This is a genomic window from Micromonospora luteifusca (assembly GCF_016907275.1).
Taxonomy (GTDB): domain Bacteria; phylum Actinomycetota; class Actinomycetes; order Mycobacteriales; family Micromonosporaceae; genus Micromonospora; species Micromonospora luteifusca.
In genome coordinates this window covers 5,134,744-5,160,646 of the sequence record NZ_JAFBBP010000001.1, presented here as the reverse complement: position 1 = coordinate 5,160,646, position 25,903 = coordinate 5,134,744, and the positions used below count along the sequence as shown (strand labels likewise).

Sequence of the window (25,903 nt, the reverse complement as noted above, 5' to 3'; positions counted from 1 at the left end):
ACCGCTGTTCACGTCCAGCTCCAACCACGCGCCGTCGACGTCGACGCGCCCGCTGTACCAGGCGCTCTACGACTAGAACGCCGACGTCGTGGTGTGGGGGCACAACCACGTGTACGAGCGGTTCGCCCCGATGAACCCGGCCGGTGGCGTCGACGCCAGCCGGGGCATGCGCAGCTTCGTCGCCGGGATGGGCGGTGCGGGTCACTACGGCTTCGGCACCATCCAGGTGGGGGGGCCTGAAGTTCACCCTGCACTCCGGCAGCTACGACTTGCGGTTCGTGCCGGTGGCCGGGCAGACCTACAACGACAGCGGCACCAGCAACTGCCACTGACCCGCGTGATCCCGCTGCGCCCGTTCGCGGCGCAGCGGGGTCGTCCGCCTCGCTCCCTGGCGGGACCAGGGTGTGTCCGGCTCCCTGTAGAGCTGCCCCAGATATGGGGCGGCACCGACCGGATCACGGCAAGCACCGCAAGCACCACGAGCCGCGGCGCAGGCAGTGCCACCAGGAGCCACCGCAGCCACCTCCGCGGGTCGCCGTCCCATATCTGGGGCAGCTCTACAGGGGCGCCGACAGGTGGGGTCGACCCCGCGGGGCGGGCTCAGGCAATCGCGCAGGGAGTCGCCGGTCGGCGAAGTGCCGAACGCCGACGCAGGGTGGAGGTGGGCGCACTGCGGCCTACCGACACATGGCCCCCGCCCGCGGAGGCGGGCAGGGGCCACGGTCGTGCTGTTACGACGTCAACGAGCCGTGCCGGCGCGGCGCTTGTTGTAGACGTCGAAGGCGACCGCGACGAGCAGGACGAGGCCCTTGACCACCGACTGGGTCGACTGGTCGACGCCCATCAGCTGCATGCCGTTGCTCATCACCGCCATGATCAGACCACCGACCATGGCGCCCACCACGGTCCCCACGCCACCGGTGACCGCCGCGCCGCCGATGAAGGCCGCGGCGATCGCGTCCAGCTCGAACATGTTGCCAGCCGCGGGCTGGGCGCCGTTCGACCGCGAGGAGTAGATGACACCCGCGACCGCCGCCAGGAAGCCCATGTTGACGAACATCCAGAAGTTGACGGTGCGGACCTTCACCCCGGACAGCGCCGCCGCCGACAGGTTGCCGCCGATCGCGTAGACCTGCCGACCGAACACCGTCCGCCGGGTGAGCAGGCCGTAGACCAGCACCAGGACCGCCAGGATGATCAGCACGATCGGCAGTCCACGGGCGTGCGCCAACTGCCACGCGAAGTACATGATGACCGCGCCGACCAGGACGACCCGGGCGACGAACAGAGGGAACGACTCGACCGGCTGCTGGTAGCGGATGCGCGCCACGCGGGTACGGAAGCCACTCACCGCGTACCCGGCCACAGCGATGGCGCCGATCAGCAGCGTGAAGGCGTCATAGCCCTGCCCGCCGAGCAGCCCGTTGAGGAAGCCCGCCGCGACCTTCTGGTATTCGGCCGGGAAGGGCGACAGCGAGATGTTGTCGAGCACCCGCAGGGTGAGGCCCCGGAACAGCAGCATGCCCGCCAGGGTCACGATGAAGGCCGGAATACCGGCGTACGCCACCCAGAATCCGTGCCACGCGCCGACCACGACACCGACGGCCAGCGCGGCCAGGACGCCCACCCACCAGGGATAGCCCTGCTGGATCACCAGAACGGCGGACACCGCTCCGGTCAGCGCGACGACCGACCCGACCGACAGGTCGATGTGGCCGCCGATGATCAGAATGACCATCCCGATCGCGAGCACCAGGATGTACGAGTACTGAAGGACGATGTTGGTGATGTTGCCGGGGCTCAGCAACACCCCGTCGGTCATGATCGCGAAGAGCGCGACGATGACGACCAGGGCGACGTAGATCCCGCTCTGCCGCAGGTTGTTCAACACCAGCGCCCGCAGGTCGTTGGTTCCGCTGTGCAGGGCGGCGCTGGGTGTGCTGTCCGGAGGCGTCGGACGCTCCGTCGAGGGGGTCTTGATGCTGGTCACGCGACGAGCTCCTTGTCCTTGGTCATCAGCTCCATGAGGCTCTCCTGAGTCGCCTCAGCCACCGGCATCTCACCGGTGATCCGCCCGGCGGCGAGGGTGTAGATGCGGTCGCACATCCCCAGCAGCTCCGGCAACTCGGAGGAGATGACGATCACCGCCTTGCCAGCGGCCACCAGCCGATTGATGATCGTGTAAATCTCGTACTTGGCGCCGACGTCGATGCCCCGGGTGGGTTCGTCCAGGATCAGCACATCCGGATCGGTGAACAGCCACTTCGACAGCACGACCTTCTGCTGGTTGCCACCGGAGAGCTTGCCGACCACCGCCATGACGCTGGGCGTTCTGATGTTCATCTCCCGCCGGCTCGTCTCGGCGACCTTGATCTCCTCGTTGCCGTTCACCCAGCCGAGGCGGGAGAGCCGGTCCAACGCGGCGGCGGAGACGTTGCGGCGGACGTCGTCGATGAGGTTGAGGCCGTAGCGCTTGCGGTCCTCGGTGACGTAGGCGATGCCGTTGTCGATCGCCTCCGCGACGGTGCGCGCCTGCACCTCCCGCCCGCGAACGAAGAGCCGGCCCCGGATGTCGCGCCCGTAGGACCGACCGAACACGCTCATCGCCAGCTCGGTGCGACCCGCACCCATCAGGCCCGCGATGCCGACGACCTCACCGGCGCGGACGGACACGGCGACGTCCTCGACGACCATCCGGTCCTGGACCGGGTGCCGCACCGTCCAGTCCTCGATCCGGAGGACCTCCTCGCCGGGGGACGACTCACGATCGGGGTAGAAGCTGTCCAGGTCGCGTCCGACCATGCCGCGGATGATCCGCTGCTGGGACACCTCGTCGGATTTCATGTCGAGGGTCTCCACCGCGCGCCCGTCGCGGATGACGGTCGTCGAGTCGGCGATGGCGGTGATCTCGTTGAGCTTGTGCGAGATCATGATGCAGGTGATGCCCTGGTCCCTCAGTGCCCGCAACAGGTCGAGCAGGTGTGCCGAGTCGATGTCGTTGAGAGCGGCGGTCGGCTCGTCCAGGATGAGCAGACGCACCTTCTTCGACAGCGCCTTGGCGATCTCCACCAACTGCTGCTTGCCGACGCCGAGCTGGATGACCGGGGTGACGGGGTTCTCGTGCAGCCCGACGGACGCCAGCAGCTTGGCCGCTTCGGCGTTGGCCAGGTTCCAGTCGATGAGCCCGAGACGGTTACGCCGCTCGGTTCCGAGGAAGATGTTCTCCGCGATCGACAGGTACGGCACCAGGGCGAGCTCCTGGTGGATGATGACGATGCCGTTTGCTTCGCTGTCCCGGATGCCGCGGAAGTGCATCGGCTTGCCGTCGAAGAGGATCTCGCCGTCGTAGGAGCCGGACGGGTGGACGCCGGACAGCACCTTCATCAGGGTGGACTTGCCGGCGCCATTCTCCCCGCAGATGGCGTGGATCTCACCTCGGCGAACCGCGAGGGTGACGTCCTCCAGCGCGGTCACGCCGGGGAACGTCTTGGTGATGCGACGCATCTCGAGGATGGTGTCGTCCATGGTCACTGTCCTCCGTCAGGTCTGGACGCGGTACGCCAACGCGTCGGGCCCGGCGGTGACCGCCGGGCCCGACGAATGACTTACTTCTTGGCCTGGCCGGCGGCGACCTCTTCCGCCGTCCAGTAGCCGGAGTCGATCAGCGTCGCCTTGATGTCGTCCTTGTAGACGGTCGCGAACGGCAGCAGGTACGCCGGGACGACCTTGACACCGTTGTCGTACGTCTTCGTGTCGTTGGCCTGCGGCTGCTTCTTCTGCAGGAACGCCTCGGCGGCGTTCACGGCCTGGTCGGCCAGCAGGCGGGTGTCCTTGAAGATCGTGGAGCCCTGCACGCCTTCGTTGATCAGCTTGATCGAGGCGATCTCCGCGTCCTGGCCGGTCACGACCGGGAGCTTCTTCGCGCCACTGCCGTAGCCGGCGTTCTGCAGGGCGGTGATGATGCCGCGGGAGATGCCGTCGTACGGCGACAGCACGCCGTCGACCTTCGAGCCGTCGTTGTAGCTGGAGGTGAGCAGGTTCTCCATCCGCTTCTGCGCGGTCTCCTGCTGCCACCGCAGAATGGCGATCTGCTCGGGGGTGGTCTGCTTGGACTTGACGACCAGCGTGCCGTCGTCGATGAACGGCTTCAGCGTGTCCATCGCGCCGCCGTAGAAGTACTGGGTGTTGTTGTCGTCAAGCGAACCAGCGAAGAGCTCGACGTTCAGCGGCCCCTTGGCCGTGCCCTTCGAGCCGTCCTTGTTCAGCAGGCCGAGACCGACGAGCAGCGAGGTGCCCTGGGCGACGCCAACCTTGTAGTTGTCGAAGCTGACGTAGAAGTCGACGTCCTTGCTGCCGCGGATCAGCCGGTCGTAGGAGATGACCGGGATCTTCGCGGCCGCGGCGGCCTGCAGCTGGCTGTTGAGCGCCGTGCCGTCGATCGCCGCGATGACCAGGACATCCGCACCCTGGGTGATCATCTGGTCGACCTGCTGCGACTGGGTGGGGATGTCGTCGCCGGCGTACTGGAGGTCGACCTTGTAGCCCTTCGCCTCCAGCTTGGACTTCACCGCGTTGCCGTCGGCGATCCACCGCTCCGAGGTCTGGGTCGGCATCGAGACGCCGATGGTCAGGTCAGAGGGCTTTTCGCCACTCTTGTCGCCACTGCTACCAGCACCCCCGCCACTGCACGCCGCCATACTCAGCGTCAGCATCGCGCCGCCGAGAGCAATCAGGAATTTCCTGCCCACGGGCTTCTCCTCTCCGGACTCCCCCGCCGACTGCCGGGGCCAACTGTCATCTTTCGGGTAGTGTTAGCGCTCACATAGGGCACGTCAACACTTGATCCGAAATACCGGTGTCACGGTCTCGTAACGGAGGCGTTCCGAGACATTGGACCGGCGGCCAGACCGGACCCTACCTGGGATCGCGGCGGCGGGCATCGACGGTGCAGGCGCCCGGCGGGCAGGCAGCCGACCGACACTTAATCGTCGATCTGAGGGCGACCGACGGACAGGCAGGCGACGACCGGAAAAACGCCCGACGGACAGGCAGGCGACGACCGGGAAAGGCGCCCGGTGGGCGGGTAGCCGACCGAGGGCGACCGACGGGCGGGATCGCCGACCGACGCGACGGTGCCCGCGGACGACGGGCGTCGTCCGCGGGCACCGGCATTGCGACTGGGTCAGGTGGGCCGCCGCGACCTGTGCGGTCGACGGACCCGGTCGGCTACCGCTGCGACCACCGCTGGTTCGCCGCTGCGGTGCAGGTCCAGAGGAGCACCGTGGTGCCGTTGGCCGTGCCGTTGTTGTTGACGTCCAGGCAGAGCCCGGACTGCGCACCACTGATCGTGCCGTTGGAGTTGATCGTCCACCGCTGGTTGGCCCCACCGTTGCAGTCCCAGATCTGCACCCGGGAGCCGGCCGTGGCGTTGAGGGGCGCGTCCAGGCACTTGCCGAGCGACTGCAGGGTCTGACCGCTGATGGTCCAGCGTTGGTTGGCGGCGCCGTTGCAGTCCCAGATCACCGGCTGGGTGCCGTTGGTGGTGCTGCTCGCCGGGACGTCGAGGCAGCGGCCGGAGGCGGCACTGGCGAACGCGCTCGACGTCGTGGGCGGCGGCGTCGTGGGCGGCGTCGTGCCGCCACCGCTGACCCGGAACACCACCGTGCCGTGGGCTGGCACGCTGACACTGATGGTCCCGCTGCTGGAGCTGGTGGCACCGGACCACGCGTCCACCAGCGTGAACGAGCTTCCGGACTTGCCGACGGCGGCGGCCGTGGTCGAGATCGTCGTTGTCGAGGCGCCCTGGTTGAACAGGGCGACCGCCACGTCACCGTTGGCGAGCCGCTTGGCGAGCACCCGACGGGTGCCATCGAACGACACCTGCGTCCCCTGCAACCCGAGCGAATCCTGGTTGATCGCGATGAGGTTGCCGTTCTTGAGGATGGTCTGGGTGGCGGAGTCCATGTTCCGTACGTCGTTGCCGGCGATCAGCGGCGAGGCCATGATCGCCCACATCGCGAAGTGACTGCGCATCTCCGTGTCGTTCATGCCACCCCGGCCGACCTCCATCATGTCCGGGTCGTTGAAGCCGCCCGGCCTCGCGTACGAGGCCAGTGGCACCGTCACGTTGATGATGTTCTGGATGCCCATCGGGTAGCCGTTGGTCTGGCCGGTGTTCCACGCGTTGGTGATGTCCTCCGTGGTGCGCCACATGTTGGCCACGTCGCCCCAGTTGCGCTGGGGGCCGGTCTTGGCGTGGATGCTGTTCGAGTTGATGCTGTAGACGATCGGTCGGCCGGTGGCGGCCAGCGCGTCACGCATCCGGGCGAAGGTGGTGACCTGTTCGTCGATGCTGCCCTCCGGCGAGCACCAGTCGTACTTGAGGAAGTCGACACCCCAGGCGGCGAACTGACGGGCGTCCTGCGCCTCGTGTCCTCGGCTGCCGGTCGCGCCCGGGTAGGCGCCGAAGTACTGCGCGCAGGTCTTGTCGACCGGCACCTGGTAGAGGCCGAACTTCAGGCCCCGGGCGTGCAGGTAGTCGCCGAGTGCCTTCATCCCGCTGGGGAACCGACCCGGGTCTCCCTGGAGGTTGCCGGAGCTGTCCCGGTTCGGGTTGAACCAGCAGTCGTCGACCACGACGTACTGGTAGCCCAGGTCCCTCATCCCGCTGCTGACGATCGCATCCGCGGACTGCCGGATCAGCGCTTCGTTGATGTTGCAGCCGAAGGAGTTCCACGAGTTCCAACCCATGGGAGGAGTGCGTGCCACCCCGTTCTCCAGGGCCTGCGCCGCTGGGGCACGGAGGCCGACCAGAGCGCCGGCGAGCAGCAGTCCGGCCGCCAGTACGCTCCCCCAGCGACGACCTCGGGTGATGCGGTTCATCGAGCCTCCTTGTCGGTGGCGCCCGCCCGTGACTACGATCCGCTTGGTGGGCTGATAGCTGGACGCCAATTCTTGTTAGCGTTAACAGAGACGCCCATCATGTTACGGCGACATTTCATGAGGATCAATACCTGATAGCCGCAGCATCGCTGATCATCGATCGAGATCGGCCGGGGTCAATTGAAAAGTGTCTTATCAAACCCGCAGGGGCGAGGGCATTTTCGGCAGGGTGCTGCCGGTGCCGGAGAAAAATCGGCCGCCGCTGACAAGGAAGCGGCGGTGAGGCTGACGAAACTGACACCAGCCCCAGGCCCTGCGCCGGGCCGCCTCTGGTGGCCGGCCGCCGTCAGCGACGCGGTGGGGCGACGCTCTTGCGGGCGACCAGAGCCGGGGCGATGGTCTGCCGCAACGCCCCACCGGTGCCCGACTCGATCTGGGTCAGCAGCATCTGCAGGCTCGCCCGGGCCACCGCGTCGAAGTCGGGACGAACCGTGGTCAGCGGCGGAATGAAGTACGCCGCCTCCGGCACATCGTCGAAGCCGACCACGCTGATCTCGTCCGGCACTCGTCGGCCGAACTCGTGCAACGCCCGCAGCACGCCCAGCGCGAGATGGTCGTTGGCGGTGAAGACCGCGGTGACCTCCGGCATCCGCGCCAACATCTGCCCACTTCGGTAACCCGAGGCGGCGGACCAGTCCCCCGGCATCAGCGGCGGCGGATCCACCCCGGCCGCCAACAGTGCCTGCCGCCAACCGTCGATCCGGCCGACGCTGTCGAACCAGTCGGACGGCCCCGAGACGTGCCAGACGGTGCGGTGCCCCGCGTCGAGTAGATGCTGGGTCGCCGCCCGGGCACCCGCCACCTGGTCGACAGTCACCAACGGCACCGGCCGACTCGGGTCACCGTCGACGGTGACCAGCGGGACATCCTTGGGCAGGTGCTCCAGCGCCTCGCCCGCCGACTCCACCGGCGCGATGACCACGATGCCGGCGACCCGGTGCGACAGGTGCCGCTCCACGGCGGCCGAGATGGAACCGTGGTCCAGGTTTCGCACGCTGCCGACACTGACCGCGAAACCCTCCGCCGCGGCGGTCTGCTCCAGGGCGGCCAACAGCGACGCCGGACCGTAGAGTGTCGTGTTCTGCGCGACGACGCCGATGACCTGGGATCGGCCGGTCACCAAAGCGCGAGCCGCGCCGTTCGGGCGGTAACCGAGCTCGGCGATCGCCGCGCGCACCCGCAGCCGGGTCTGCTCACGGACGTTGGGGTGCCCGTTGAGCACCCTCGACACCGTCTGATGGGAGACACCGGCCAGACGAGCGACGTCCGTCATCGCGGGACCGTGGACGGCCATTGCACTCCCCCCGCTACGTCTCCGGCCCGCGGCCCGTCGACGTCGACTGGAGCGGCCCGGCCCGATCACCTCTCGCTCAGCCACCACGCCGGTGCTGAATCCCAGGTGACCAGCGCTGGATCTCCGTTAGTCTACGCCAGTTACCGCCCCGGTCTCGGCACGGCTGCGGGCGGACTGTGGACGTGCCGCGGCCGTACAAGGCAATCCTCGCACCGGATACGCGGCCAACCGAGGACCTGGCGGCGACCGGAAGGTCACTCGCGGCAGCGGGACCCACGTATCGGCGGCCGATACAGCCGCCTGCTCGAACCGGCCTGTTGGCTCCACCAACGTCCCGGCGGAAGTCGGTGCCTGCCAACCGACGCGCGGGCCGCAGTGTTGTGCCGGCCTGCTCCACGCCCTGGACAGAGCGTGGAACAGGCCGGCGCGGACGTGACGCGGTGGCGCCCACTCTCCGTGCCGGGCAAGCAGCGTTCGTCAGCGCCACCGGTCGGACCGGTCACTGTATGACTGGTGTCACGGTGTCGTCAGGTCGAACCGGCGCACCGTGACCGCACCGCCGAGCGCCTGGGTGGCGTGGTTGAAGATGGCGAACCGGTAGCCCATGAAGAACTGCCAGTTGTTCGCCAGGGTCAGGGCGTTGCCGAACGAGGTGAAGTTGACCCCGTCCGTGCTGTACGAGAAGCGAGCCTGCCGACCGGACCCGGGTCTGATGTCGGCGTTGGCACGCAACCAGATCCGGCCACCGGAGACGGCCGTGCTGGCCACCTCGCTGCCGGTGCTGGTGGTGTTCCAGTTGCCGTCCATCGTCAGGCCGTTCTGCATGACCAGACGCGTGGACCCGTTGTCCCGTCGGATCCCGATCCAGGCCGACGAGTTGCGCAGCACCGCCAGGCCGCTGCGATCACCGTCGCGCATCGTGGAGTAGTCCAACTCGATGGTGGCGGTCGAGGTGGGGCCCTGAATCCGGTGGGTCAGCGTGTTGCGTGCCTTGTACAGGTCGCCGGTGACGGTGGCGGTCTGCAGGTTCAGCCCGTTGTTGACCGACCACTTGCTGTTGTCGGGGTTGTGGTTCCACTCCCACTGGGGGCCGAGGGTGGTGCCGGCGAACGTGTCGGTGCCGGTGAGCGGCTTGACCGCTCGCGGCGGCGCCGGCAGGTTCGGCTTCGGGTACGAGCTGCCCCACGCGCCGTTGACCGTCTGCAGCACGGGCCACCCGTCGCCGGTCCAGGTGATCGGGGCCATGGCCGGCATCCGACCACCGGGGTACGCGTCGACGAAGGCCATGTAGTACCAGTCGCCGTTCTGGGTCTGCACCAGCCCACCCTGGTGCGGCACGCCGCCGCCGGAGATCGGGCCGGGCAGGTTGAGCAGCACCTGACGCTGCTCGTACGGGCCGAACGGGCCGTTGGTCGACTTCAGCACGTACTGGCCGTTGGCCGGGCGGGTGAGCCAGATGTAGTAGGCGCCGTTGCGCTTGTAGAAGCGCGCGCCCTCCAGCGTCCCGATGCTCGACGGCGTGGTGTAGACCTGCTGGTTGCGGACCTGGGACTTTCCGTCGGCGGACAGCTGCGCCACGCTGATGGCGCCGTTGCCGTACGCCATGTACATGGTGTCGTTGTCGTCGATCAGCATCCCGGCGTCGTAGTAGCAGTTGGGGATGGTGGTGTGCTTGCTCCACGTGCCGTCGACGGCGGACGCGGTGTAGATGTGGGTCTGCGCGAAGTCGATGCACCCGGCCCAGTAGTACGTCTTGTTGCTCGGCCGGTAGTTCAGCGTCGAGGCCCAGATCCCGTCGACGTACGCGTTGCCGCCGCTCATGTCGTATTTCGAACCGAAGTCGAGCCGGGGCACGGAGTGACCGGCGAACTCCCAGTTGACCAGGTCGTACGAGCGCAGCACCGGCGCGCCCGGCGAGTAGTGCATGGTGGACGCCGACATGTAGTAGGCGTTGTCCACCCGGATGATGTCGACGTCGGCGAAGTCCTGCCAGACCGTCGGGTTCGAGTACGTGCCGCTCGACGGGGGTGGCGTGGTGGGGGGTGGCGTGGTGGGGTTGCCTCCGCCGTCGACGCGGACGAGCTGCCACTGCTGGTTGGTGCCGTTCCAGTCGTCGTACTGCACGATGTTGCCGCCGTCGGCGGTCGAGGCGCCCTGCACCTCCATCACCTTGCTGCTGTTGCGGTTGATCAGCCGGACGTAGCCGCTGTCCGAGTCGGCCAACCGGAACTGCTGGTTGGTGCCGTTGTTGTCGGCCCACTGCACGATGCTGGCGCCGTTGGCGGTCGAGAAGCCCGAGACGTCCAGCACCTTGCCCGACAACCTCGACTTGAGCCGGTAGTAGCCGCTTCCGGAGTCCACGAACTGCCACTGCTGCTGGTTGCCGTTGTTGCGCGTCCACTGGGTGATCCGCGCGCCGTCATTCGTGGCCAGGTTGTACACGTCCAATGCCTTGCCACTGTTGCGGTTCACCAACACGTACCAGGCGCTGGTGTCGACCGTTGCCGCTGACGCGGGCGCCGCGACCACCGCCGCGGCCGCGCCACCGACCACCAGCGCCATCGCGGCGACGGCGAGTCTCGACAGCCACCCGCGCCGTGGCGCACCCCGGGGAACCCGACCGATGGAAAGCATGATCCTCCTCTGCTGACGCGAACCGTGCGGTCTGGGTCGGCGTCCGCGGCACCGGGCGGGGCACCGAGCTGACCACGCCCGGCCATGTGATCGCTAACACCGATTGCCCGACCAGCGCGGTGACGAGGTGCCGAAACCGCGGGGGTAGGACGCGCGCGCGGCCGGACCAGCCAACGACATCGACCATCTTGGTTATAGACTGTGAGCGATAACATGCTGTTAGTCAAGGCGTAACACAACCGCCTCGTGGCCCTGCTGGCGCACACGCGAACGGGTGGCCCACCCCCGGCCCGCAGGCAGGGATGGACCACCCGTTTCCAGTACGCTGCGGCAGCGCAGATCAGAAGCCGCGGGCCAACCGGTAGTAGGCCTGGTTCCAGCGGATCTCGTCGGCGAAGCGGCGAGGCTCCGTGTCGGCGCCGATGACGACGAGTTCGGTGCGGCTCATCTCCGCCAGGTCGTGCAGCTCCTCCACCCCGACCGCCTGCGACAGCACGGTGTGGTGCGGCGCGCCGGCGGTGATCCACGCCTCGGCCGACACCGGCAGGTCGGGTCGCGGACGCCAGACGGCTCGCGCGACCGGCAGCCGGCGCAGCGGCTGCGGCGGAGACACCACGTCGATCTCGTTGGCCACGAGACGGAAGCGCTCCCCCATGTCGGCCAGTCCGAGCACCACCGCCGGGCCGGGGGCCGCGTCGAACACGAGACGGACCGGGTCCTCCCGCCCTCCGATGCTCAGCGGGTGGATCTCCACGTTGGGTACGTCGGACGCGATGGTCGGACAGACCTCGAGCATGTGGGCGCCGAGCACCAACTCCTCACCCGGAGTGAGGTCGTAGGTGTAGTCCTCCATGAACGACGTGCCGCCGTCCACGCCCACCGACATCGCCTTGAGGGTGTGGACCAGGACGGAGGTCTTCCAGTCGCCCTCGCCACCGAAGCCGTAGCCGTCCGCCATCAGCCGCTGCACGGCGATGCCCGGCAGCTGGCGAAGGCCCCCGAGGTCCTCGAAGTTCGTCGTGAAGGCCCGGAAACCGCCAGCGTCCAGGAACGTACGCATGCCGAGTTCCAGCCGCGCGGCGTACCGCAACGAGTCGTGCCGATCGCCTCCGGGGAGCAGTTCGCCGCCGATGCGGTAGGTGTCCTCGTACTCCTTGACCAGGTCGTCCACCTGCGCGTCGGTGACCTCGCCGACCACCTTGACCAGGTCGTTGACGCCGTAGGTGTTGACCGACACCCCGAACCGCAGCTCCGCCTCGACCTTGTCGCCCTCGGTCACCGCGACGTCGCGCATGTTGTCGCCGAAGCGGGCCAGGCGCAGCGACCGCATCGCCGACCAGCCGAGCGCCGCGCGCGCCCACGCCCCGACCCGCGAGGTCACCCGCGGGTCACTGACGTGCCCGGCCACCGTCTTGCGGGCCACACCGAGACGAGTCTGGATGTACCCGAACTCGCGGTCGCCGTGCGCCGCCTGGTTCAGGTTCATGAAGTCCATGTCGATGTCGTTCCACGGAAGCAGAACGTTGGCCTGGGTGTGCAGGTGCAGCAGCGGCGTCTGCAGCGCGTCCAGGCCAGAGATCCACATCTTCGCCGGAGAGAAGGTGTGCATCCACGCGATCACCCCGATGGCGCCCTGGGCGGCGGCGTCCCGGCAGACCTGCAGGATCTCACCACTGTTGGTCAGGACGGGCTTCCAGACCACTCGGGCGGGAATCTGCGGTGAGTCGTCGAGCGCGGCCGCGATCTGACGAGACTGCTCGGCGACCTGCCGGAGCGTCTCCTCGCCGTACATGCCTTGGCTGCCGGTGAGAAACCAGATCTCGGGTTCGGTGTGTGGTGCCATGGGATTGCCTTCCGCGAGAGGGGCGGTCACTTGTAACGGATTCCGATGAGACGTTGGAGGAGGATGAACGCGAACAGCAGGCTGCCGATCACGATCTTGGTCCACCAGGAGTTGAGGCTCCCATCGAAGGTGATGAGGGTCTGGATCACGCCCAGGACGAGCACGCCGAGCACAGTGCCGAAGATGTAACCCGCGCCGCCGGTGAGCACGGTGCCACCGATGACGACGGCGGCGATGACGTCCAATTCCATGCCCACGGCGATCAGCGGCGCGCCGGACAGGGTGTAGAACGACAGCAGGATGCCGCCGATGGCCGAGCACAGGCCGCTGATCGTGTAGACGGCGATCCGGGTCCGCCCCACCGGCAGACCCATCAGCAGGGCCGACTGGGGGTTGCCGCCGATGGCGTACACGTTGCGGCCCAGGCGGGTGTAGGCCAGAGCGTACGCCGCGATGGCGACCACGACGAAAGCGATGAGCACGCTGATCGACACGAAGTTGCCCTGCGGGTCACCGATCCGCTCCTGCGACATCCTGGTCCAGAACCCGTCGGTGATCGGGATGGACGCTCCAGAGATGAACGTGCACATGCCCCGGGCGAAGAACATCCCGGCGAGCGTGACGATGAACGGCTGGATCTCGAAGAAGTGGATGACGCAGCCCATCAACAGGCCGAGCGTCGGGCCGATGAGCAGGGCGATGACGAGCACCAGCGCCGGCGGCATGCCATCGCGCAGCAGCGCGGCCGACACCATCGCCGTCATGGCGACCACCGACCCGACCGACAGGTCGATGCCGCCGGTGAGGATCACGAAGGTCATGCCCACCGCGACGACGAGCAGGAAGCCGTTGTCGATGAAGACGTTGAAGATGACCTGGACGTTGGAGAACGCCGTGTACTGCGAGACACCGATGCCGTACATCACCAGCAGCAGGGCGAGCGTCGCCAGGACCGGTATCTGCTTCCTCGGCAGCCGGAACCGGGTACGACCGGCGGTAAGCGAACCAGTGGTCATGCCGGCACCTGCTCCTTCGGCTTGTCGGCGGTGGTGGCGGGCGGCGGGACGTTGCGCCTACGTCGGCTGAACCGGGCCCGGAAGGCCGGTGCCTGGATGAGGCAGACGGCGATGACGACGACCGCTTTGAACAGCAGCGAGGTCTGCGGCGAGATGTCCATGGCGTACACCGAGGTCGTCAGGGTTTGAATGATCAGCGCACCGATGATCGTGCCACTGAGGAAGAACCGGCCGCCCGCGAGGGACGTGCCGCCGATGACGACCGCGAGAATCGCGTCCAACTCCACCCAGAGGCCGGCGGCGTTACCGTCGGCGCTGGAGACGTTGGCCGTCATCATGAAACCGGCGATCGCGGCGCAGCCGGCACTGAGCACGTACACGAGGAACACGATCCGGCCGGAGCGAATGCCCGCCAGGCGGCTCGCCTCGGCGTTACCGCCGACCGACTCGATGATCATGCCGAGCGCGCTGCGGCGGGTGAATGCGGCGACGAGCAGGGCAGCGGCGAGGGCGATGAAGATGGCCAGCGGAAGGGTCAGCATGTGTCCCAGGCCGATCGCCCGGTACGGCTCGGAGTTGATGGTGATGATCTGACCCTCGGTGATCAGCTGGGCCAGGCCCCGGCCAGCCACCATCAGGATCAGGGTCGCGATGATCGGTTGAATGCCGATCACGGCCACCAGCACGCCGTTCCAGGCGCCGAGCACGAGCGAGACGCCCAACGCCATCGCGAGGGCGGTCAGCACCACGCCGAGGCTGTTCTGGTCGGGCTGCTTGCTGATGTACATGCAGGCGATCGCGCCGCTGATCGCGCACAGCGAGCCGACCGACAGGTCGATGCCGCCGGTCGAGATGACCAGCGTCATGCCCAGTGCGACGAGGATCAACGGTGCGCTCAGCCGCAGGATGTCGATCGGCGTGCCGTACAGGTGCCCGTCCTTGACCTCGATCGACAGGAACCCGGGCCGGTAGATCGTGTTCGCGGCGAGCATGACGATCAGCACGGCGGCGGGCCAGAACAGCCGGTGACCGATCACCGTCCGGTAGCGGCCCATGGTGTCGTTCATCGGTCTGCCTCCTCCCGGTGAGATCCGCTGGCGATGGTCTGCATGATGCGATCGGCGTCGAGGGTGTCGTCGTTGGCGAGCTGCGCGACCATCTGCCGGTCCCGCATCACGGCCACCTTGTGGCTGAGGCGCAGCACCTCCTCCAACTCGGCGGAGATGAACAGCACCGCCATGCCGCCGTCGGACAACTGCGTCACGAGCTTCTGGATCTCGGTCTTCGCACCGATGTCGATGCCCCGGGTCGGCTCGTCGAGGATCAACAGTCGTGGCTCGGTGATCAGCCACCGGGCCAGGAGCACCTTCTGCTGGTTGCCGCCGGAGAGGTTGCGTACCGGCACCTCTGGGTCCGCGGGCCGAATGTTGAGTGCCTTGATGTACTTGTCGACCAACTCGTCCTGGCGACGACGCGGAATGGGCCGCAGCCAGCCACGGGCGGCCTGCATGGCGAGGATCATGTTCTCGCGGACCGACAGGTCGGCGACGATGCCCTCCGCGCGGCGATTCTCCGAACAGAAGCCGACGCCGTGGTCGATGGCCTGCGCGGGGGTGCGCAGGCTGCTGGCCGTGCCGTCGACCGCGACCTGGCCGCCGTCGGTCCGGTCGGCCCCGAACAACAACCGCGCAACCTCCGTACGCCCAGAGCCCAGCAGGCCGGCCAGGCCCACCACCTCGCCGGCGTGGATGGTGAGGCTGAACGGCTCGACCGCGCCCGACCGACCGAAGTTCGACACCGCCACCAGGGGGGTGCCCTCCTCCAGCACGGCCAGGTCCCGACGGGAGTGCTCCTCGATGCCCTCCAGGACGTCGAGCTCCTTGCCGATCATCTTCTCGACCAGGGAGAGCTGGGGCAGCTCGGCGGTCTGGTACTCGCCGACGAGCCCGCCGTTGCGCAGCACGGTGATCCGGTCGGCGATCTCGTAGACCTGATCGAGGAAGTGGGTCACGAACAGGATGGCGATGCCCTCGTCGCGCAGTTGCCGCATGATGCGGAACAGCTGCGCCACCTCGCTGGCGTCGAGACTCGACGTCGGCTCGTCCAGGATCAGCACCCGGGCCTTGATGTCGATGGCGCGGGCGATGGCGACCATCTGCTGGATCGCCAGCGAGTACGAGCCGAGCGGCGCGCTGACGTCGAGGTCGAGCTCGAGGCGGGACAGCAGCGTACGGGCGCGGCGGCGAACCTCACCCCAGCGGACGGCACCGAGCAACCTGGGCTCACGGCCGATGAAGATGTTCTCCGCCACCGAGAGGTTGGTGCAGAGGTTGACCTCTTGGTAGACGGTGCTCACCCCGGCGGCGGTCGCCTGCATCGGCCCGGTGAACGACACCGGCTCGCCGTCGAGGGTGATCACGCCCTCGTCGGTGTCGTAGACACCGGTCAGCACCTTGATGAGGGTCGACTTGCCGGCGCCGTTCTCGCCCATCAGGGCGTGCACCTCGCCGGGAAAGAGCTGAAAGTTGACGTTGTGGAGTGCGCGCACCCCGGGGAAGGACTTGCTGATCCCGGTCATCGTCAGGACCGGACGGCTATCCGTCATCCCATCAGACCTCTTCTGGGTTGTCGACACGGAAGGGCCGCTACGCTCCCGCAGCGCCCGCCCGGTCGTCCCTGCGGGGCCGCTCCGGCGGGCGTCGTACGGGGTCGTCGCGGGCCATGCCCGGTCCATTGTGGGCGTTGGCGCGACGCAGTGGGGCCGCCACGCGAACGCGGCGACCCCCGGCGTCGATCAGTACTTGCGGTTGGGCAGAGCTTCCTTGGCCTGCGCCTGGGTGAAGGTGGTCTCCTCGGTCTCGATCCGAGCAGGCACCTCCTGGCCGTCCTTGACCTTCTTGGCCAGGTCCATCAGCTGTGGGCCGAGCAGCGGGCTGCACTCCGCGATGAAGTTGAACTTCCCGTCGGCGAGAGCCTGCATGCCGTCCTTGACAGCGTCGATCGTGATGATGGTGATGTCCTTGCCCGGCACCTTGCCAGCGGCGGTGATCGCCTCGAGAGCACCCAGGCCCATGTCGTCGTTGTGCGCGAACAGCACGTCGATCTGCTTGTTGGCCTTGAGGAACTGCTCCATGACCTGCTTACCGCCGGCCCGGGTGAAGTCGCCCGTCTGGGAGGCGATGACCTTCAGGTTCGGGTTGGCGGCGATCGCCTCACCGAAGCCCTTCTTACGGTCGTTCGCCGGCGCCGCGCCGGTGCTGCCCTGCAGCTCGACGATGTTCACCGGGCCCGTGGCGGTCTTCTTCTGCTCGACCAGCCACTCACCGGCGAGCTTGCCCTCCTTGACGAAGTCCGAGCCGAGGAAGGTCTTGTACAGCGTCTTGTCGGCCGAGTCGACCGAGCGGTCGGTCAGGATGACCGGGATGCCGGCGTCCTTGGCCTCCTTGAGCACGGTGTCCCACCCGGACTCCACCACCGGCGAGAAGGCGATCACGTCGACCTTCTGCTGGATGTAGTTGCGGATCGCCTTGATCTGGTTTTCCTGCTTCTGCTGAGCGTCGTCGAACTTCAGCTCGATTCCGGCTGCCGTGGCGGCCTCCTTGATCGAGATGGTGTTCGCGGTACGCCAGCCGCTCTCCGCGCCGACCTGCGAGAAGCCCATCGTGATCTTGCCGTCGTCCTTGGTGCCGCCGCCGCCGGTGTCGCTGTTGCCGCAGGCCGCCATGCTGCCGACGAGCAGCACACTGGCGAGGACCGTGGCAGCGCGCCACGGAGCGGAGTGCATTCGCATCTTTCTCATCGAATCTCCTTGGCTCGGTGTGGTGGGTAACCGCGCCAACCGCCGATGTGCAAGGAGCGGCGTACGCGGGTGGTGCGTGCTGCTACTTCGGTGGTGCAGACCGACGGGTCGGACATGGCCGGTGGAGGGTCAGGAACCCGTCGGCGGGACTGGTTGTTGGCCGTAGACGTTCTGGTAGCGGTCGTAGAGCGCGTCGATGTCGTCCTGCGCGATCGGCACCGGCTGCCCGAGTGCGCGGGCCAGGTGCGCCGTACGCGCAACGTCCTCACACATCACCGCGGCCTTGACCGCCGCGCGGGCGTCACGGCCGATGGTGAAGACGCCGTGATTACGCATCAGCACCGCGGGTGAGCGGTGCCCGGCGAGCGTGCCGACGATGCCCTTGCCGATGTCGTCGCCGCCGATCAGGGCGAACGGACCCACCGGAATCTCACCGCCGAACTCGTCGGCCTGCGCCGTGAGGTGGCAGGGGATCGCCTCCGCACGCGCGGCCCAGGCGGTGGCGTACGAGCTGTGTGTGTGCACGACCCCACCGACCTCGGGCATGGCCCGGTAGACGTAGGCGTGGGCGGCGGTGTCGCTGGACGGTGCGAAATCCCCCTCGACCAGGGCCCCGTCGAGGTCGCACACCACCATCGTGTCGGCCGAGAGATCGTCGTAGCCCACGCCGCTCGGCTTGATCACCATGAGGTTCTGGCCGGGAACCCGCGCCGAGACGTTGCCCGCCGTCCAGGCGACCAGGCCGTACCGGGTGAGTTCGGCGTGCAGGCGGGCGACCGTCTCCCGCAGCTCGCCGACCTGTCGGGTGACCTCAGCGTTCATGCGACCACCTCGAGCGCGAGCTCGGGCGGGGCAGCGGCGGTCTCGACGGCCGCGTTCCGGATCGCCCGCAGGCGGAGCATGACGTCGTTGCCACCGCGACCGAAGTGGTCGTGCAGCGCCTGGTACTCGGCGTACAGGGCGTCGTAGGCGCGCGCCCGCTCGGGATCCGGCCGGTAGACGGCCTCGTGCACCCGACCCATCGCCTGCGAGGCCTCGTGGATCGAGGGGAACTCACCGGCGGCGACGGCGGCGTGGATCGCCGACCCCAGCGCCGGCCCCTGCGAGGAGGCGATGATGTTCAGCGGCCGCCTGGTCACGTCGGCGTAGATCTGCATCAGCAGCTTGTTGTTGGTGAGGCCACCGGCGATCACCAGGTCGTTCACGGCGACTCCGGCCTCGACGAACGCCTCGATGATCATCCGCGTGCCGAAGGCGGTGGACTCCAGCAGCGCCCGGTAGATGTCCTGCGGCCGGGTAGCCAGGGTCATTCCGACGATCATCCCGCTGAGATCGTGGTTGACCAGCAGCGAGCGGTTGCCGCTCCACCAGTCCAACGCGACCAGTCCGTGCGCGCCGACCGGTTGGCTCGCGGCCAACTCGGTGAGCTGTTCGTGCGAGTCGATGCCAGCCGGGGCGGCGTGCTTGACGAACCAGCCGAAGATGTCGCCGACACCACTCTGCCCAGCCTCGTAACCCCACGCACCGGGGCTGATGCCGCCGTCCACGACACCGCACATGCCGGCCACCTCGGCGACCTCCGCGCCGTTGACGACGTGGCAGGTCGAGGTGCCCATGATCGCGACGAGCCGGCCGGGCTCCACGGCCTGCGCGGCCGCCGCGGTGACGTGTGCGTCGACGTTGCCGGCGGCCACCGCGATCCCCTCCGGGAGGCCGGTCCAGGCGGCGGCCTGCGCGGTGAGCGTGCCGGCCCGGGCGCCGAGCGGCAGCAACGGACCATCCAGCTTCGCCACGAAGTCGCCGAAGCCGGGGTTGAGCGCGGTCAGGAAAGCCTCGCTGGGGTACTGGCCGTCCTGCAGGATGCCCTTGTACCCGGCCGTGCACACGTTGCGGGTCTCGGTGCCGCTGAGCTGCCAGACGATCCAGTCGGCCGCCTCGATGAAGCGCTCGGCCCGGTGGTAGACCTCGGGGTCCTCCTCCAGCACCTGAAGTCCCTTGGCGAACTGCCACTCGGCGGAGATCTTGCCGCCGTACCGGCCGATCCACGGCTCTGCCCGCTCGTGGGCGAGCGCGTTGATCCGGTCGGCGTGCGGCTGCGCGGCGTGGTGCTTCCACAGCTTGACCCAGGCGTGCGGCCGGTCGCGCAGCTCGGGATCCTCGCAGAGCGGAGTGCCGTCGGCGTCCGTCGGCAGCACCGTGCAGGCGGTGAAGTCGATGCCAATGCCGACCACCGCAGCGGGATCCACCCCCGCAGCGGACATCGCCGCCGGGACGGCGTACCGCAGCACGTCGCGGTAGTCGTCCGGATTCTGCAAAGCCCAGTCCGGAGGCAGCGCCTGGCCCCCCGGAAGCGCCGAACTGATGACGCCGTCGCCGTACTCGTGCACCGCGGTCCCCAACTCGGCACCATCACCGACTCGGACCACGAGAGCTCGCCCGGACAGGGTGCCGAAATCGACACCGACGACATAGCGGTCGTCAGCTCCGTCCACACCGTTCATGTTCACCTCCACCGTTAACGGGGATAGTGTTAACGCTCACATCCAGCCTCGTCAAGACATCCAGGCGCAACAGCTCCGTAACGGAACGCGGAAGCCGGACCGACTCGGGCGCGTCGATACCGGACCCGCACAAAAGGCATAATTCCGGTGCCAACGGGTGAACGTGGTGGCGGAAGGGCGCAACGCAAGGCCCGCCCGGCCGACCGCAGACCCGTCGCCAGGCCAGGCGACAGGCGCGGCATCTCGGACGACTTCGAGACGACCGTCCGGTCCCGACCAATCGGCAACCGGCGATGATGTCAGCGATAACATCAACAAGTTGGCCAAGCCCTCATGGTCAAGTCGGCAAAACGGCCCGCAGCCACGATCGGGCTCATAGCTGAGCGCTTCGGACACCGGCGCGCGCGCAACGCAGCCACGCAAAGAGCCTTGTTATCGATAACATTCGACGTTTCGAGTGCCCCTCAGCCGGCACGCAAGCCCAGCCGCCCCGCAGGCGTCGTCGGCCCCGCTCGGCCCTACGCCCGCGCGTCGTACGGCCCACGCAGCGGCCAGGCCCACGCAGCGGCCAGGCCCACGCGGCGGGCCAGGCCCACGCGGCGGGCGGCCCGTCGTACAGCCCACGCCCGGGCCCTGCGCCCCCCGGCTGTGCGGCGGCGCGCCCGTGCCATGCGCCCTGCGGCCTCGCGGCCTGGCGCCCGAAGCCAATTCGGCGGTCGTGATCGACTCCATGTCGGCGACGTTGCGGTATCCGAGCCGCCAAACACCGCAACATCGGCGACATGGAGTCGATCATGCGCCGGACCGTGCCCGTTGGAGCCGCCAAGCCAGCCCACCGTGAGACCCGGGCCAGGCCACCGCCAGACCGGGCCAGGCCGAGCCGCACCAGACCAAACCACGCCAGGCCGAACCGGGCCGGGGCCAAACCGGGCCGGGGCCAAACCGGGCCGGGGCGAGGCCAGACCAACCCGAGGCGGGGCCGAACCAACCCGGAGCGGGGCCAGACCGGGGCGGGGCGAGGCCAGACCGGGCGAGGCCAAACCAGCCCGGGGCGAGGCCAGACCGGGGCCAAGGCAAGACCAGCCCCGGGCAAGACCAGCCCGGGGCGGGGCCAGCCCGGGGCGGGGCCAGCCCGGGGCGGGGCCAGCCCGGGGCGGGGCCAGCCCGGGGCGGGGCCAGCCCGGGGCGGGGCCAGCCCGGGGCGGGGCCAGCCCGGGGCGGGGCGGAACCGGAACCGGAACCTCCGGAGGGCTGCTCGACTTCACCGTTGGCCGGCACGCCACCAGCGCACATGACCGATCGGCCCAGCTCCGCTGGGGCCGGGCCGTCGGTGCGGTGCGCTGGTGGGACGTGGAGCGGCGGTCGGGTCAGGCGGCCCGGTTGCGGTTGTACAGGGCTTTGGACCAGAGGAAGCAGACCACGGTGATGACGACGCACCAGGCGACCGCGATGATCCCGTTGGCACCGATCCCGCTGCCGAGCAGCAGGCCGCGGAGGGTTTCCATGACCGGTGTGAAGGGCTGGTAGTCGGCGAAGAGGCGCACCGGCGTCGGCATGGAGTCGGTGGGGACGAAGCCGCTGCCGAGGAACGGCAGGAGGATCAGCGGCATGGGGAGGTTGCTGGCCGTCTCGACACTGTCGCTGACCAGGCCGAGGGCCACCGACAGCCAGGTGAGCGCAAAGGTGATCATGGCGAGGACGCCGGCCGCGGCGAGCCACTCAACCGGGTTGGCAGTGGGCCGGAACCCGACGAGCAGCGCCACGCCGGTGACGGCCGCGAGGCTGAGCAGGGCCTGGGCCAGGCTGCCCAGTACGTGCCCGGTGAGGACCGACGGTCGGAAGATCGCCATGGTTCGGAACCGGGCGATGATGCCTTCGGTCATGTCCATCGCGACCGAGATGGCGGTGCCCTGCGCCCCGCTGACCACCGTGATGAGCAGGATGCCGGGGGTGACGTAGTTGGCGTAGTCGCCGCGGTCACCGGAGGGCCCGAGGCCGGCGCCGAGTGTGCCACCGAAGACGTAGACGAAGAGCAACAGGAGGATGACTGGGATGCCGACGAGCATGAGCGTCATCGACGGATAGCGCCGCATGTGCAGGAGGTTGCGCCGCAGCATCGTGTTCGAGTCGTGGACGGCGAGGGAGAGCGTGCTCATCGGGCCGGGACCCTTTCGTGGTCGGGTCGGCCGGCCCGGGTGTCGGGTTGACCGGTGAGGGTGAGGAAGACGTCATCGAGATCGGGGGTGTGCACGGAGAGACCGGCCACCTCGATCGAGGCGCGGTCGAGCTGGTCGAGCAGGGAGCGCAGCGACCCGACTCCGCCGTCGCTGGGCACCTGGAGGGTGAGCGCCGCGTCGTCCCGGGTGGAGGACGCGAAGGTACGGGCCGCCGAGTCGAGCCCGTCCTGGTGGGCGAACTGCAGCACGATGTGGCCTCCCGGAATCAGGCGCTTGAGTTCGTGTGGAGTGCCTTCGGCGATCAGTCGGCCGTGGTCGAGGAACGCGACGCGGTCGGCGAGCTGGTCGGCCTCCTCCAGGTACTGGGTGGTGAGCAGGATGGTGACGCCCTCGGCGGCGAGAGCGCGGATGATCTGCCACATGGCGCGGCGGCTGCGCGGGTCGAGGCCGGTGGTCGGCTCGTCGAGGAAGATGACGCGGGGCTCGCCGACCAGGGTCATCGCGAGGTCGAGTCGGCGGCGCATACCACCGGAGTACGTCGACACCGGCTTGGCCGCCGCCTCCGTCAGGTCGAACTGGTCGAGCAGGTCGGTGATCCGTCGCCGTCCGGTGGCCTTGTCCAGGTGGCACAGGTCGGCCATCAGGTTGAGGTTTTCCCGGCCGGTGAGCAGGTTGTCGACGGCGGAGAACTGGCCGGTGACGCCGATCAGTTCGCGTACCGCGTTGGGTTCTCGGGTCAGGTCGTGGCCGAAGATGCGGGCGGTGCCTCCGTCGGCGTTGATCAGGGTGGAGAGGATCTGCACGGTGGTGGTCTTGCCGGCGCCGTTGGGGCCGAGCAGCGCGAAGATCGTTCCTTCGGTGATCATCAGGTCGATGCCGTCGAGCACGACCTTGTCGCCGTAGGACTTCCGCAGCTCAGTGGCGACGATCGCGGCTTTCATGGGGCTGTTCATGATCTCCTCCTTCGTGGTCGGTGTGCTGCCGGTTCAGGCGCGGCGGATGGTGACGTCGCCGTAGGAGGTGTGTGCCCGCACCTCGGCCGTCTCGTCGGTCTGCGCCGGGCTGTCGGTCGTCTCGAGCGCGTTGTGCACCCGGCCGTGCTTGGAACTGACGTCGAGCCAGGCGGCGGTGCCGCGCCGGATGCCGACCTCGATCGCGCCGTAGGAGGTCTGCAGTTCGATCGACCCGCGTACGACCTCGCCCAGCCGCACGTTGCCGTAAGCGGTGCGCGCGTTCACCGAGGCCGCGGGCGCGTCGACGGTGATGTCGCCGTAGGCGGTGTTGATCCGGACGTTTCCGCCGCTCTGGCCGATCCAGCAGTCGCCGGAGGAGTTCTTGACCTCTGCGGTGCCGTCGACCGCACCGATGCGCACCTTGCCGGATGAGGACTTGACCCGGGCGGAACCGGCGACGCGTTCGACGGCGACATCGCCGTGGCTGGTGTCGATGTCCAGCGGCCCGGTCTCCTCGAGCCGGATCCCACCTCCGGTCTTGAGGCGGCACTCGCCGAGCCGGCCCTCGCAGCGGAACGCCGCCCACGCGGCCTCGGCGTGCACCCGCGAACCGGTCGGCACCTCGACCAGGACGTCGACCGACGGGCCGGTGCCGAAGAATCCGTAACGCCGCCAGGTCTTCGGTGCCCTGATCAGCAGTCTGCCGGCGGTGTACTCGACGGTGGTCTGTTCCGCGGCGCTCACGTCGGCTTTGCTCGACGGGTCGCGGGGCCGCACCGTCACCACCGTGTCGGTGCGGTCACTTGCGGCGATCCAGGCGTCCCCGACGGGCAACTCGATCTGGACGGTGATCGGTTCTGGTGTGTCGAAAAGAGGCATGGTGGTCTCCCGGAAGGTGGTCGGCGAATGTCGCCGCTTGTCAGCGGCGTGAGGGAAAGAAGGGGTATGGGGAGTTAGCGGGCCCAGCCGGTGAAGTGCTGGCCGGAGCGCGGCTCCACCCGGCGGGGCGGACGACGCTCCGTCTCGCCCGCTCCGATGGCGCCGGCGACAGCTCGCACCAGCCAGGCGTTGACCGAGAGCCCGGCCCGACCGGCGGCCTCCTCGACGCTGGCCTTGAGGTGGTCGGGAAGCCGGAGGTTGATCCGCGAGGTGCCACCGTCGTCACCCTCGGGCGGCGCGAGCAATGGGGCCGACGGCGTCGGTGGGTCGTTGACCTCGTCGTCCGCCGCATCGGTCGGCGGGCTGGCCGGCGTCACCACGAAGTCGGGCTCACGCCCGCGCAGCCGGACGTGCACCGAACCGGGCGCAAGGTCACGGGTGATCTCGTCGGCCGCGTCGGACAGTGCCTCGAGCAGGGTGAGACGGGTGGCCGCCTCCAGTTGGGTGAAGAGCCGTTCGGCCAGCATTCGGGCCTCCGGATCGACGCCCTCCGCGGCCACGGCGAACTCGTTACGCAGGTTCTCGACGTATGACCTCAGCTCCATGGCACCATCATGGCACCACTTTGGCTCAGAGTGCAACAGTCATGGCTCATCGCGGTGCCAACGATCAGTCCCGGTGCGGGTCGGGCGGCACTCGCAGGTCGCCGAACATGCCCCGGACCAGGTGATTCGCCTCCTCCTGAGTCAGCCCGCTGGCCACCAGCAGGTCACTGACTGTCGTCCGGACCTGCGCCACCACCACCGCACCCGAGAAACCGACACCCTCCCGGTAGGCACGACCGGCCGCCTGGACCGCCCGCAGCGCCTGCTCCCGCGCCCGGTTTGGCTCATCACCGGCGGCGAACTGCCGCTTCAGCAACCGGACGGCCCCGGCGAGATCGGCCACCGCTCCCGGCAGCGATTCCGGAACCGGTTCGCCGTCCTCGATCAACGACACGGACCGCCGGATCAGGGTTCCGCTGTTGCGCATCGCCCGGTCGATCGGCTCGGCCGCCCGCGCGTACCGGCCCACCGGCCCGTGCCGTTCGCGCCAGTGCACCGGCGACAGGGTGCTGGCTTCTCGGGCCCCCTGGGTCGCCTCGACGAACGCCTTCAGTTGGCTCTTGTTCTGCCGCAGCTCACTGCGGGCGGTCCGGGCACGAGCGGCGTCACCTTCGGCCAGCGCCTCGGCGGTGGCGTCGAGCTGGGTGACGAGGAGATCCAACACCGGCCGTGCGGCCCGGTTGAGCACCCGCAGCGGGTTCAGCGGCAGCAACACGGCGGTGACCAGCAGTGCCATCCCTCCCCCGATGAGCGCATCAACGAACCGGGGGATCTCCAGATCACGGATGGACGGGCTGAGCGTGCAGATGAGCACCGCCGTCGCCCCGGCCTGGATCACCACCGCCGCACTGCCCGAGAGGAACAAGGCGACCACGATCGCCAGCACGACGATCAGCGCGAGTTGCCACCACCCGGTGCCGATCACCACGAGCAGCAGATCGCCGATCAGCACCCCGACGGTGACACCGATGATCAGCTCGACGGTACGGCGCAGCCGTTGGCCAACGGACGCGGCGAGAGTGGAGACGGCGGAGATCGGTGCGAAGACCGGCTGCGAGATGTTCAGCAGTTGGCGCGCAAGGAACCAGGACAGTGCCGCGGCCAGGCCGGCCTGCACCGCGAGACCGCCGATGGCGCGTACTCGACGAAACCGGTCGCCCAGCGTGACCACCGCGCGTTCCCAGAGTCGGACGACCGCCGGAGCGCCCCCGTCCGCTCCGCGCCGACCGGCAGCGACCATGGCGGCACCTACCCCGCCCT

The 25,903-nt window shown here is 68.6% G+C and carries 19 protein-coding genes; 1 reads left to right on the top strand and 18 read right to left on the bottom strand.

Annotation, left to right across the window (positions count from 1 at the left end; translation table 11 throughout):
• Window positions 1-194: 194 nt before the first annotated feature.
• Complete coding sequence (locus JOD64_RS33150) at window positions 195-332, top strand: hypothetical protein (protein ID WP_239559625.1); 138 nt, start codon at window positions 195-197, stop codon at window positions 330-332.
• A gap of 407 nt (window positions 333-739) precedes the next feature.
• Here the strand turns inward: JOD64_RS33150 and mmsB are convergent, their stop codons facing one another.
• The 18 genes from mmsB to JOD64_RS23530 form a co-directional block, all read right to left on the bottom strand.
• Window positions 740-1,990, bottom strand: a complete 1,251-nt coding sequence (gene mmsB / locus JOD64_RS23615; RefSeq protein WP_204944206.1) for a multiple monosaccharide ABC transporter permease — start codon at window positions 1,988-1,990, stop codon at window positions 740-742.
• Window positions 1,987-3,525 (bottom strand): multiple monosaccharide ABC transporter ATP-binding protein, encoded by a 1,539-nt coding sequence (gene mmsA / locus JOD64_RS23610; protein WP_204944205.1) that lies wholly within the window; start codon window positions 3,523-3,525, stop codon window positions 1,987-1,989. The genes mmsB and mmsA overlap by 4 nt, the downstream gene beginning before the upstream one ends.
• An 80-nt stretch (window positions 3,526-3,605) precedes the next feature.
• Window positions 3,606-4,748 carry a multiple monosaccharide ABC transporter substrate-binding protein gene (gene chvE, locus JOD64_RS23605; RefSeq protein WP_307813590.1) on the bottom strand — a complete coding sequence of 381 codons (1,143 nt, stop codon included), beginning with the start codon at window positions 4,746-4,748 and terminating at the stop codon, window positions 3,606-3,608.
• Window positions 4,749-5,226: 478 nt separating this feature from the next.
• Window positions 5,227-6,882, bottom strand: coding sequence for a ricin-type beta-trefoil lectin domain protein (locus JOD64_RS23600; protein WP_204944204.1), 1,656 nt, complete (start codon window positions 6,880-6,882; stop codon window positions 5,227-5,229).
• 346 nt (window positions 6,883-7,228) lie between these two features.
• Window positions 7,229-8,215, bottom strand: a complete 987-nt coding sequence (locus tag JOD64_RS23595) for a LacI family DNA-binding transcriptional regulator (protein WP_204944203.1) — start codon at window positions 8,213-8,215, stop codon at window positions 7,229-7,231.
• Between the two features lie 537 nt (window positions 8,216-8,752).
• On the bottom strand, window positions 8,753-10,870 hold the full coding sequence (locus JOD64_RS23590; RefSeq protein WP_204944202.1) for a family 43 glycosylhydrolase: 2,118 nt from the start codon (window positions 10,868-10,870) through the stop codon (window positions 8,753-8,755).
• A 340-nt stretch (window positions 10,871-11,210) separates the two neighbouring features.
• Window positions 11,211-12,713 carry an L-arabinose isomerase gene (gene araA, locus JOD64_RS23585; protein ID WP_204944201.1) on the bottom strand — a complete coding sequence of 501 codons (1,503 nt, stop codon included), beginning with the start codon at window positions 12,711-12,713 and terminating at the stop codon, window positions 11,211-11,213.
• A 26-nt stretch (window positions 12,714-12,739) separates the two neighbouring features.
• Window positions 12,740-13,729 carry a galactofuranose ABC transporter, permease protein YjfF gene (gene yjfF, locus JOD64_RS23580; protein WP_204944200.1) on the bottom strand — a complete coding sequence of 330 codons (990 nt, stop codon included), beginning with the start codon at window positions 13,727-13,729 and terminating at the stop codon, window positions 12,740-12,742.
• A complete protein-coding gene (locus JOD64_RS23575; protein WP_204944199.1) occupies window positions 13,726-14,796 on the bottom strand; it encodes an ABC transporter permease in 1,071 nt (356 codons plus the stop codon). The genes yjfF and JOD64_RS23575 overlap by 4 nt, the downstream gene beginning before the upstream one ends.
• Complete coding sequence (locus tag JOD64_RS23570; RefSeq protein WP_204944198.1) at window positions 14,793-16,334, bottom strand: sugar ABC transporter ATP-binding protein; 1,542 nt, start codon at window positions 16,332-16,334, stop codon at window positions 14,793-14,795. Before JOD64_RS23570 ends, JOD64_RS23575 begins: the two co-directional genes overlap by 4 nt.
• A 189-nt stretch (window positions 16,335-16,523) precedes the next feature.
• Window positions 16,524-17,528 carry an ABC transporter substrate-binding protein gene (locus JOD64_RS23565; protein ID WP_239559624.1) on the bottom strand — a complete coding sequence of 335 codons (1,005 nt, stop codon included), beginning with the start codon at window positions 17,526-17,528 and terminating at the stop codon, window positions 16,524-16,526.
• 129 nt (window positions 17,529-17,657) lie between these two features.
• A complete protein-coding gene (locus JOD64_RS23560; RefSeq protein WP_204944197.1) occupies window positions 17,658-18,350 on the bottom strand; it encodes an L-ribulose-5-phosphate 4-epimerase in 693 nt (230 codons plus the stop codon).
• Entirely contained in the window at window positions 18,347-20,029 is a 1,683-nt protein-coding gene (araB, locus tag JOD64_RS23555) for a ribulokinase (protein WP_204944196.1), read from the bottom strand. The genes JOD64_RS23560 and araB overlap by 4 nt, the downstream gene beginning before the upstream one ends.
• 1,367 nt (window positions 20,030-21,396) lie before the next feature.
• Window positions 21,397-22,185 (bottom strand): ABC transporter permease, encoded by a 789-nt coding sequence (locus tag JOD64_RS23550; RefSeq protein ID WP_204944195.1) that lies wholly within the window; start codon window positions 22,183-22,185, stop codon window positions 21,397-21,399.
• Window positions 22,182-23,159 carry an ATP-binding cassette domain-containing protein gene (locus tag JOD64_RS23545; RefSeq protein WP_204944194.1) on the bottom strand — a complete coding sequence of 326 codons (978 nt, stop codon included), beginning with the start codon at window positions 23,157-23,159 and terminating at the stop codon, window positions 22,182-22,184. Before JOD64_RS23545 ends, JOD64_RS23550 begins: the two co-directional genes overlap by 4 nt.
• A 33-nt stretch (window positions 23,160-23,192) precedes the next feature.
• Window positions 23,193-24,038, bottom strand: coding sequence for a DUF4097 family beta strand repeat-containing protein (locus tag JOD64_RS23540; protein ID WP_204944193.1), 846 nt, complete (start codon window positions 24,036-24,038; stop codon window positions 23,193-23,195).
• 74 nt (window positions 24,039-24,112) lie between these two features.
• Window positions 24,113-24,643: a hypothetical protein gene (locus JOD64_RS23535; RefSeq protein WP_204944192.1), complete on the bottom strand. Its 531-nt coding sequence runs from the start codon at window positions 24,641-24,643 to the stop codon at window positions 24,113-24,115.
• 64 nt (window positions 24,644-24,707) lie between these two features.
• The gene (locus JOD64_RS23530; protein ID WP_204944191.1) at window positions 24,708-25,883 is read right to left on the bottom strand and encodes an FUSC family protein; all 1,176 of its coding nucleotides are present in this window, start codon (window positions 25,881-25,883) and stop codon (window positions 24,708-24,710) included.
• Window positions 25,884-25,903: the final 20 nt, after the last annotated feature.

Bases quoted from the DNA above. Each gene is read 5' to 3' on its own strand.
- mmsA (WP_204944205.1), bottom strand. From the start codon at position 3,525: ATGGACGACACCATCCTCGAGATGCGTCGCATCACCAAGACGTTCCCC.
- JOD64_RS23600 (WP_204944204.1), bottom strand. From the start codon at position 6,882: ATGAACCGCATCACCCGAGGTCGTCGCTGGGGGAGCGTACTGGCGGCC.
- JOD64_RS23595 (WP_204944203.1), bottom strand. From the start codon at position 8,215: ATGACGGACGTCGCTCGTCTGGCCGGTGTCTCCCATCAGACGGTGTCG.
- JOD64_RS23590 (WP_204944202.1), bottom strand. From the start codon at position 10,870: ATGCTTTCCATCGGTCGGGTTCCCCGGGGTGCGCCACGGCGCGGGTGG.
- araA (WP_204944201.1), bottom strand. From the start codon at position 12,713: ATGGCACCACACACCGAACCCGAGATCTGGTTTCTCACCGGCAGCCAA.
- yjfF (WP_204944200.1), bottom strand. From the start codon at position 13,729: ATGACCACTGGTTCGCTTACCGCCGGTCGTACCCGGTTCCGGCTGCCG.
- JOD64_RS23575 (WP_204944199.1), bottom strand. From the start codon at position 14,796: ATGAACGACACCATGGGCCGCTACCGGACGGTGATCGGTCACCGGCTG.
- JOD64_RS23570 (WP_204944198.1), bottom strand. From the start codon at position 16,334: ATGACGGATAGCCGTCCGGTCCTGACGATGACCGGGATCAGCAAGTCC.
- JOD64_RS23565 (WP_239559624.1), bottom strand. From the start codon at position 17,528: ATGAGAAAGATGCGAATGCACTCCGCTCCGTGGCGCGCTGCCACGGTC.
- JOD64_RS23560 (WP_204944197.1), bottom strand. From the start codon at position 18,350: ATGAACGCTGAGGTCACCCGACAGGTCGGCGAGCTGCGGGAGACGGTC.
- araB (WP_204944196.1), bottom strand. From the start codon at position 20,029: ATGAACGGTGTGGACGGAGCTGACGACCGCTATGTCGTCGGTGTCGAT.
- JOD64_RS23550 (WP_204944195.1), bottom strand. From the start codon at position 22,185: ATGAGCACGCTCTCCCTCGCCGTCCACGACTCGAACACGATGCTGCGG.
- JOD64_RS23545 (WP_204944194.1), bottom strand. From the start codon at position 23,159: ATGAACAGCCCCATGAAAGCCGCGATCGTCGCCACTGAGCTGCGGAAG.
- JOD64_RS23540 (WP_204944193.1), bottom strand. From the start codon at position 24,038: ATGCCTCTTTTCGACACACCAGAACCGATCACCGTCCAGATCGAGTTG.
- JOD64_RS23535 (WP_204944192.1), bottom strand. From the start codon at position 24,643: ATGGAGCTGAGGTCATACGTCGAGAACCTGCGTAACGAGTTCGCCGTG.
- JOD64_RS23530 (WP_204944191.1), bottom strand. From the start codon at position 25,883: ATGGTCGCTGCCGGTCGGCGCGGAGCGGACGGGGGCGCTCCGGCGGTC.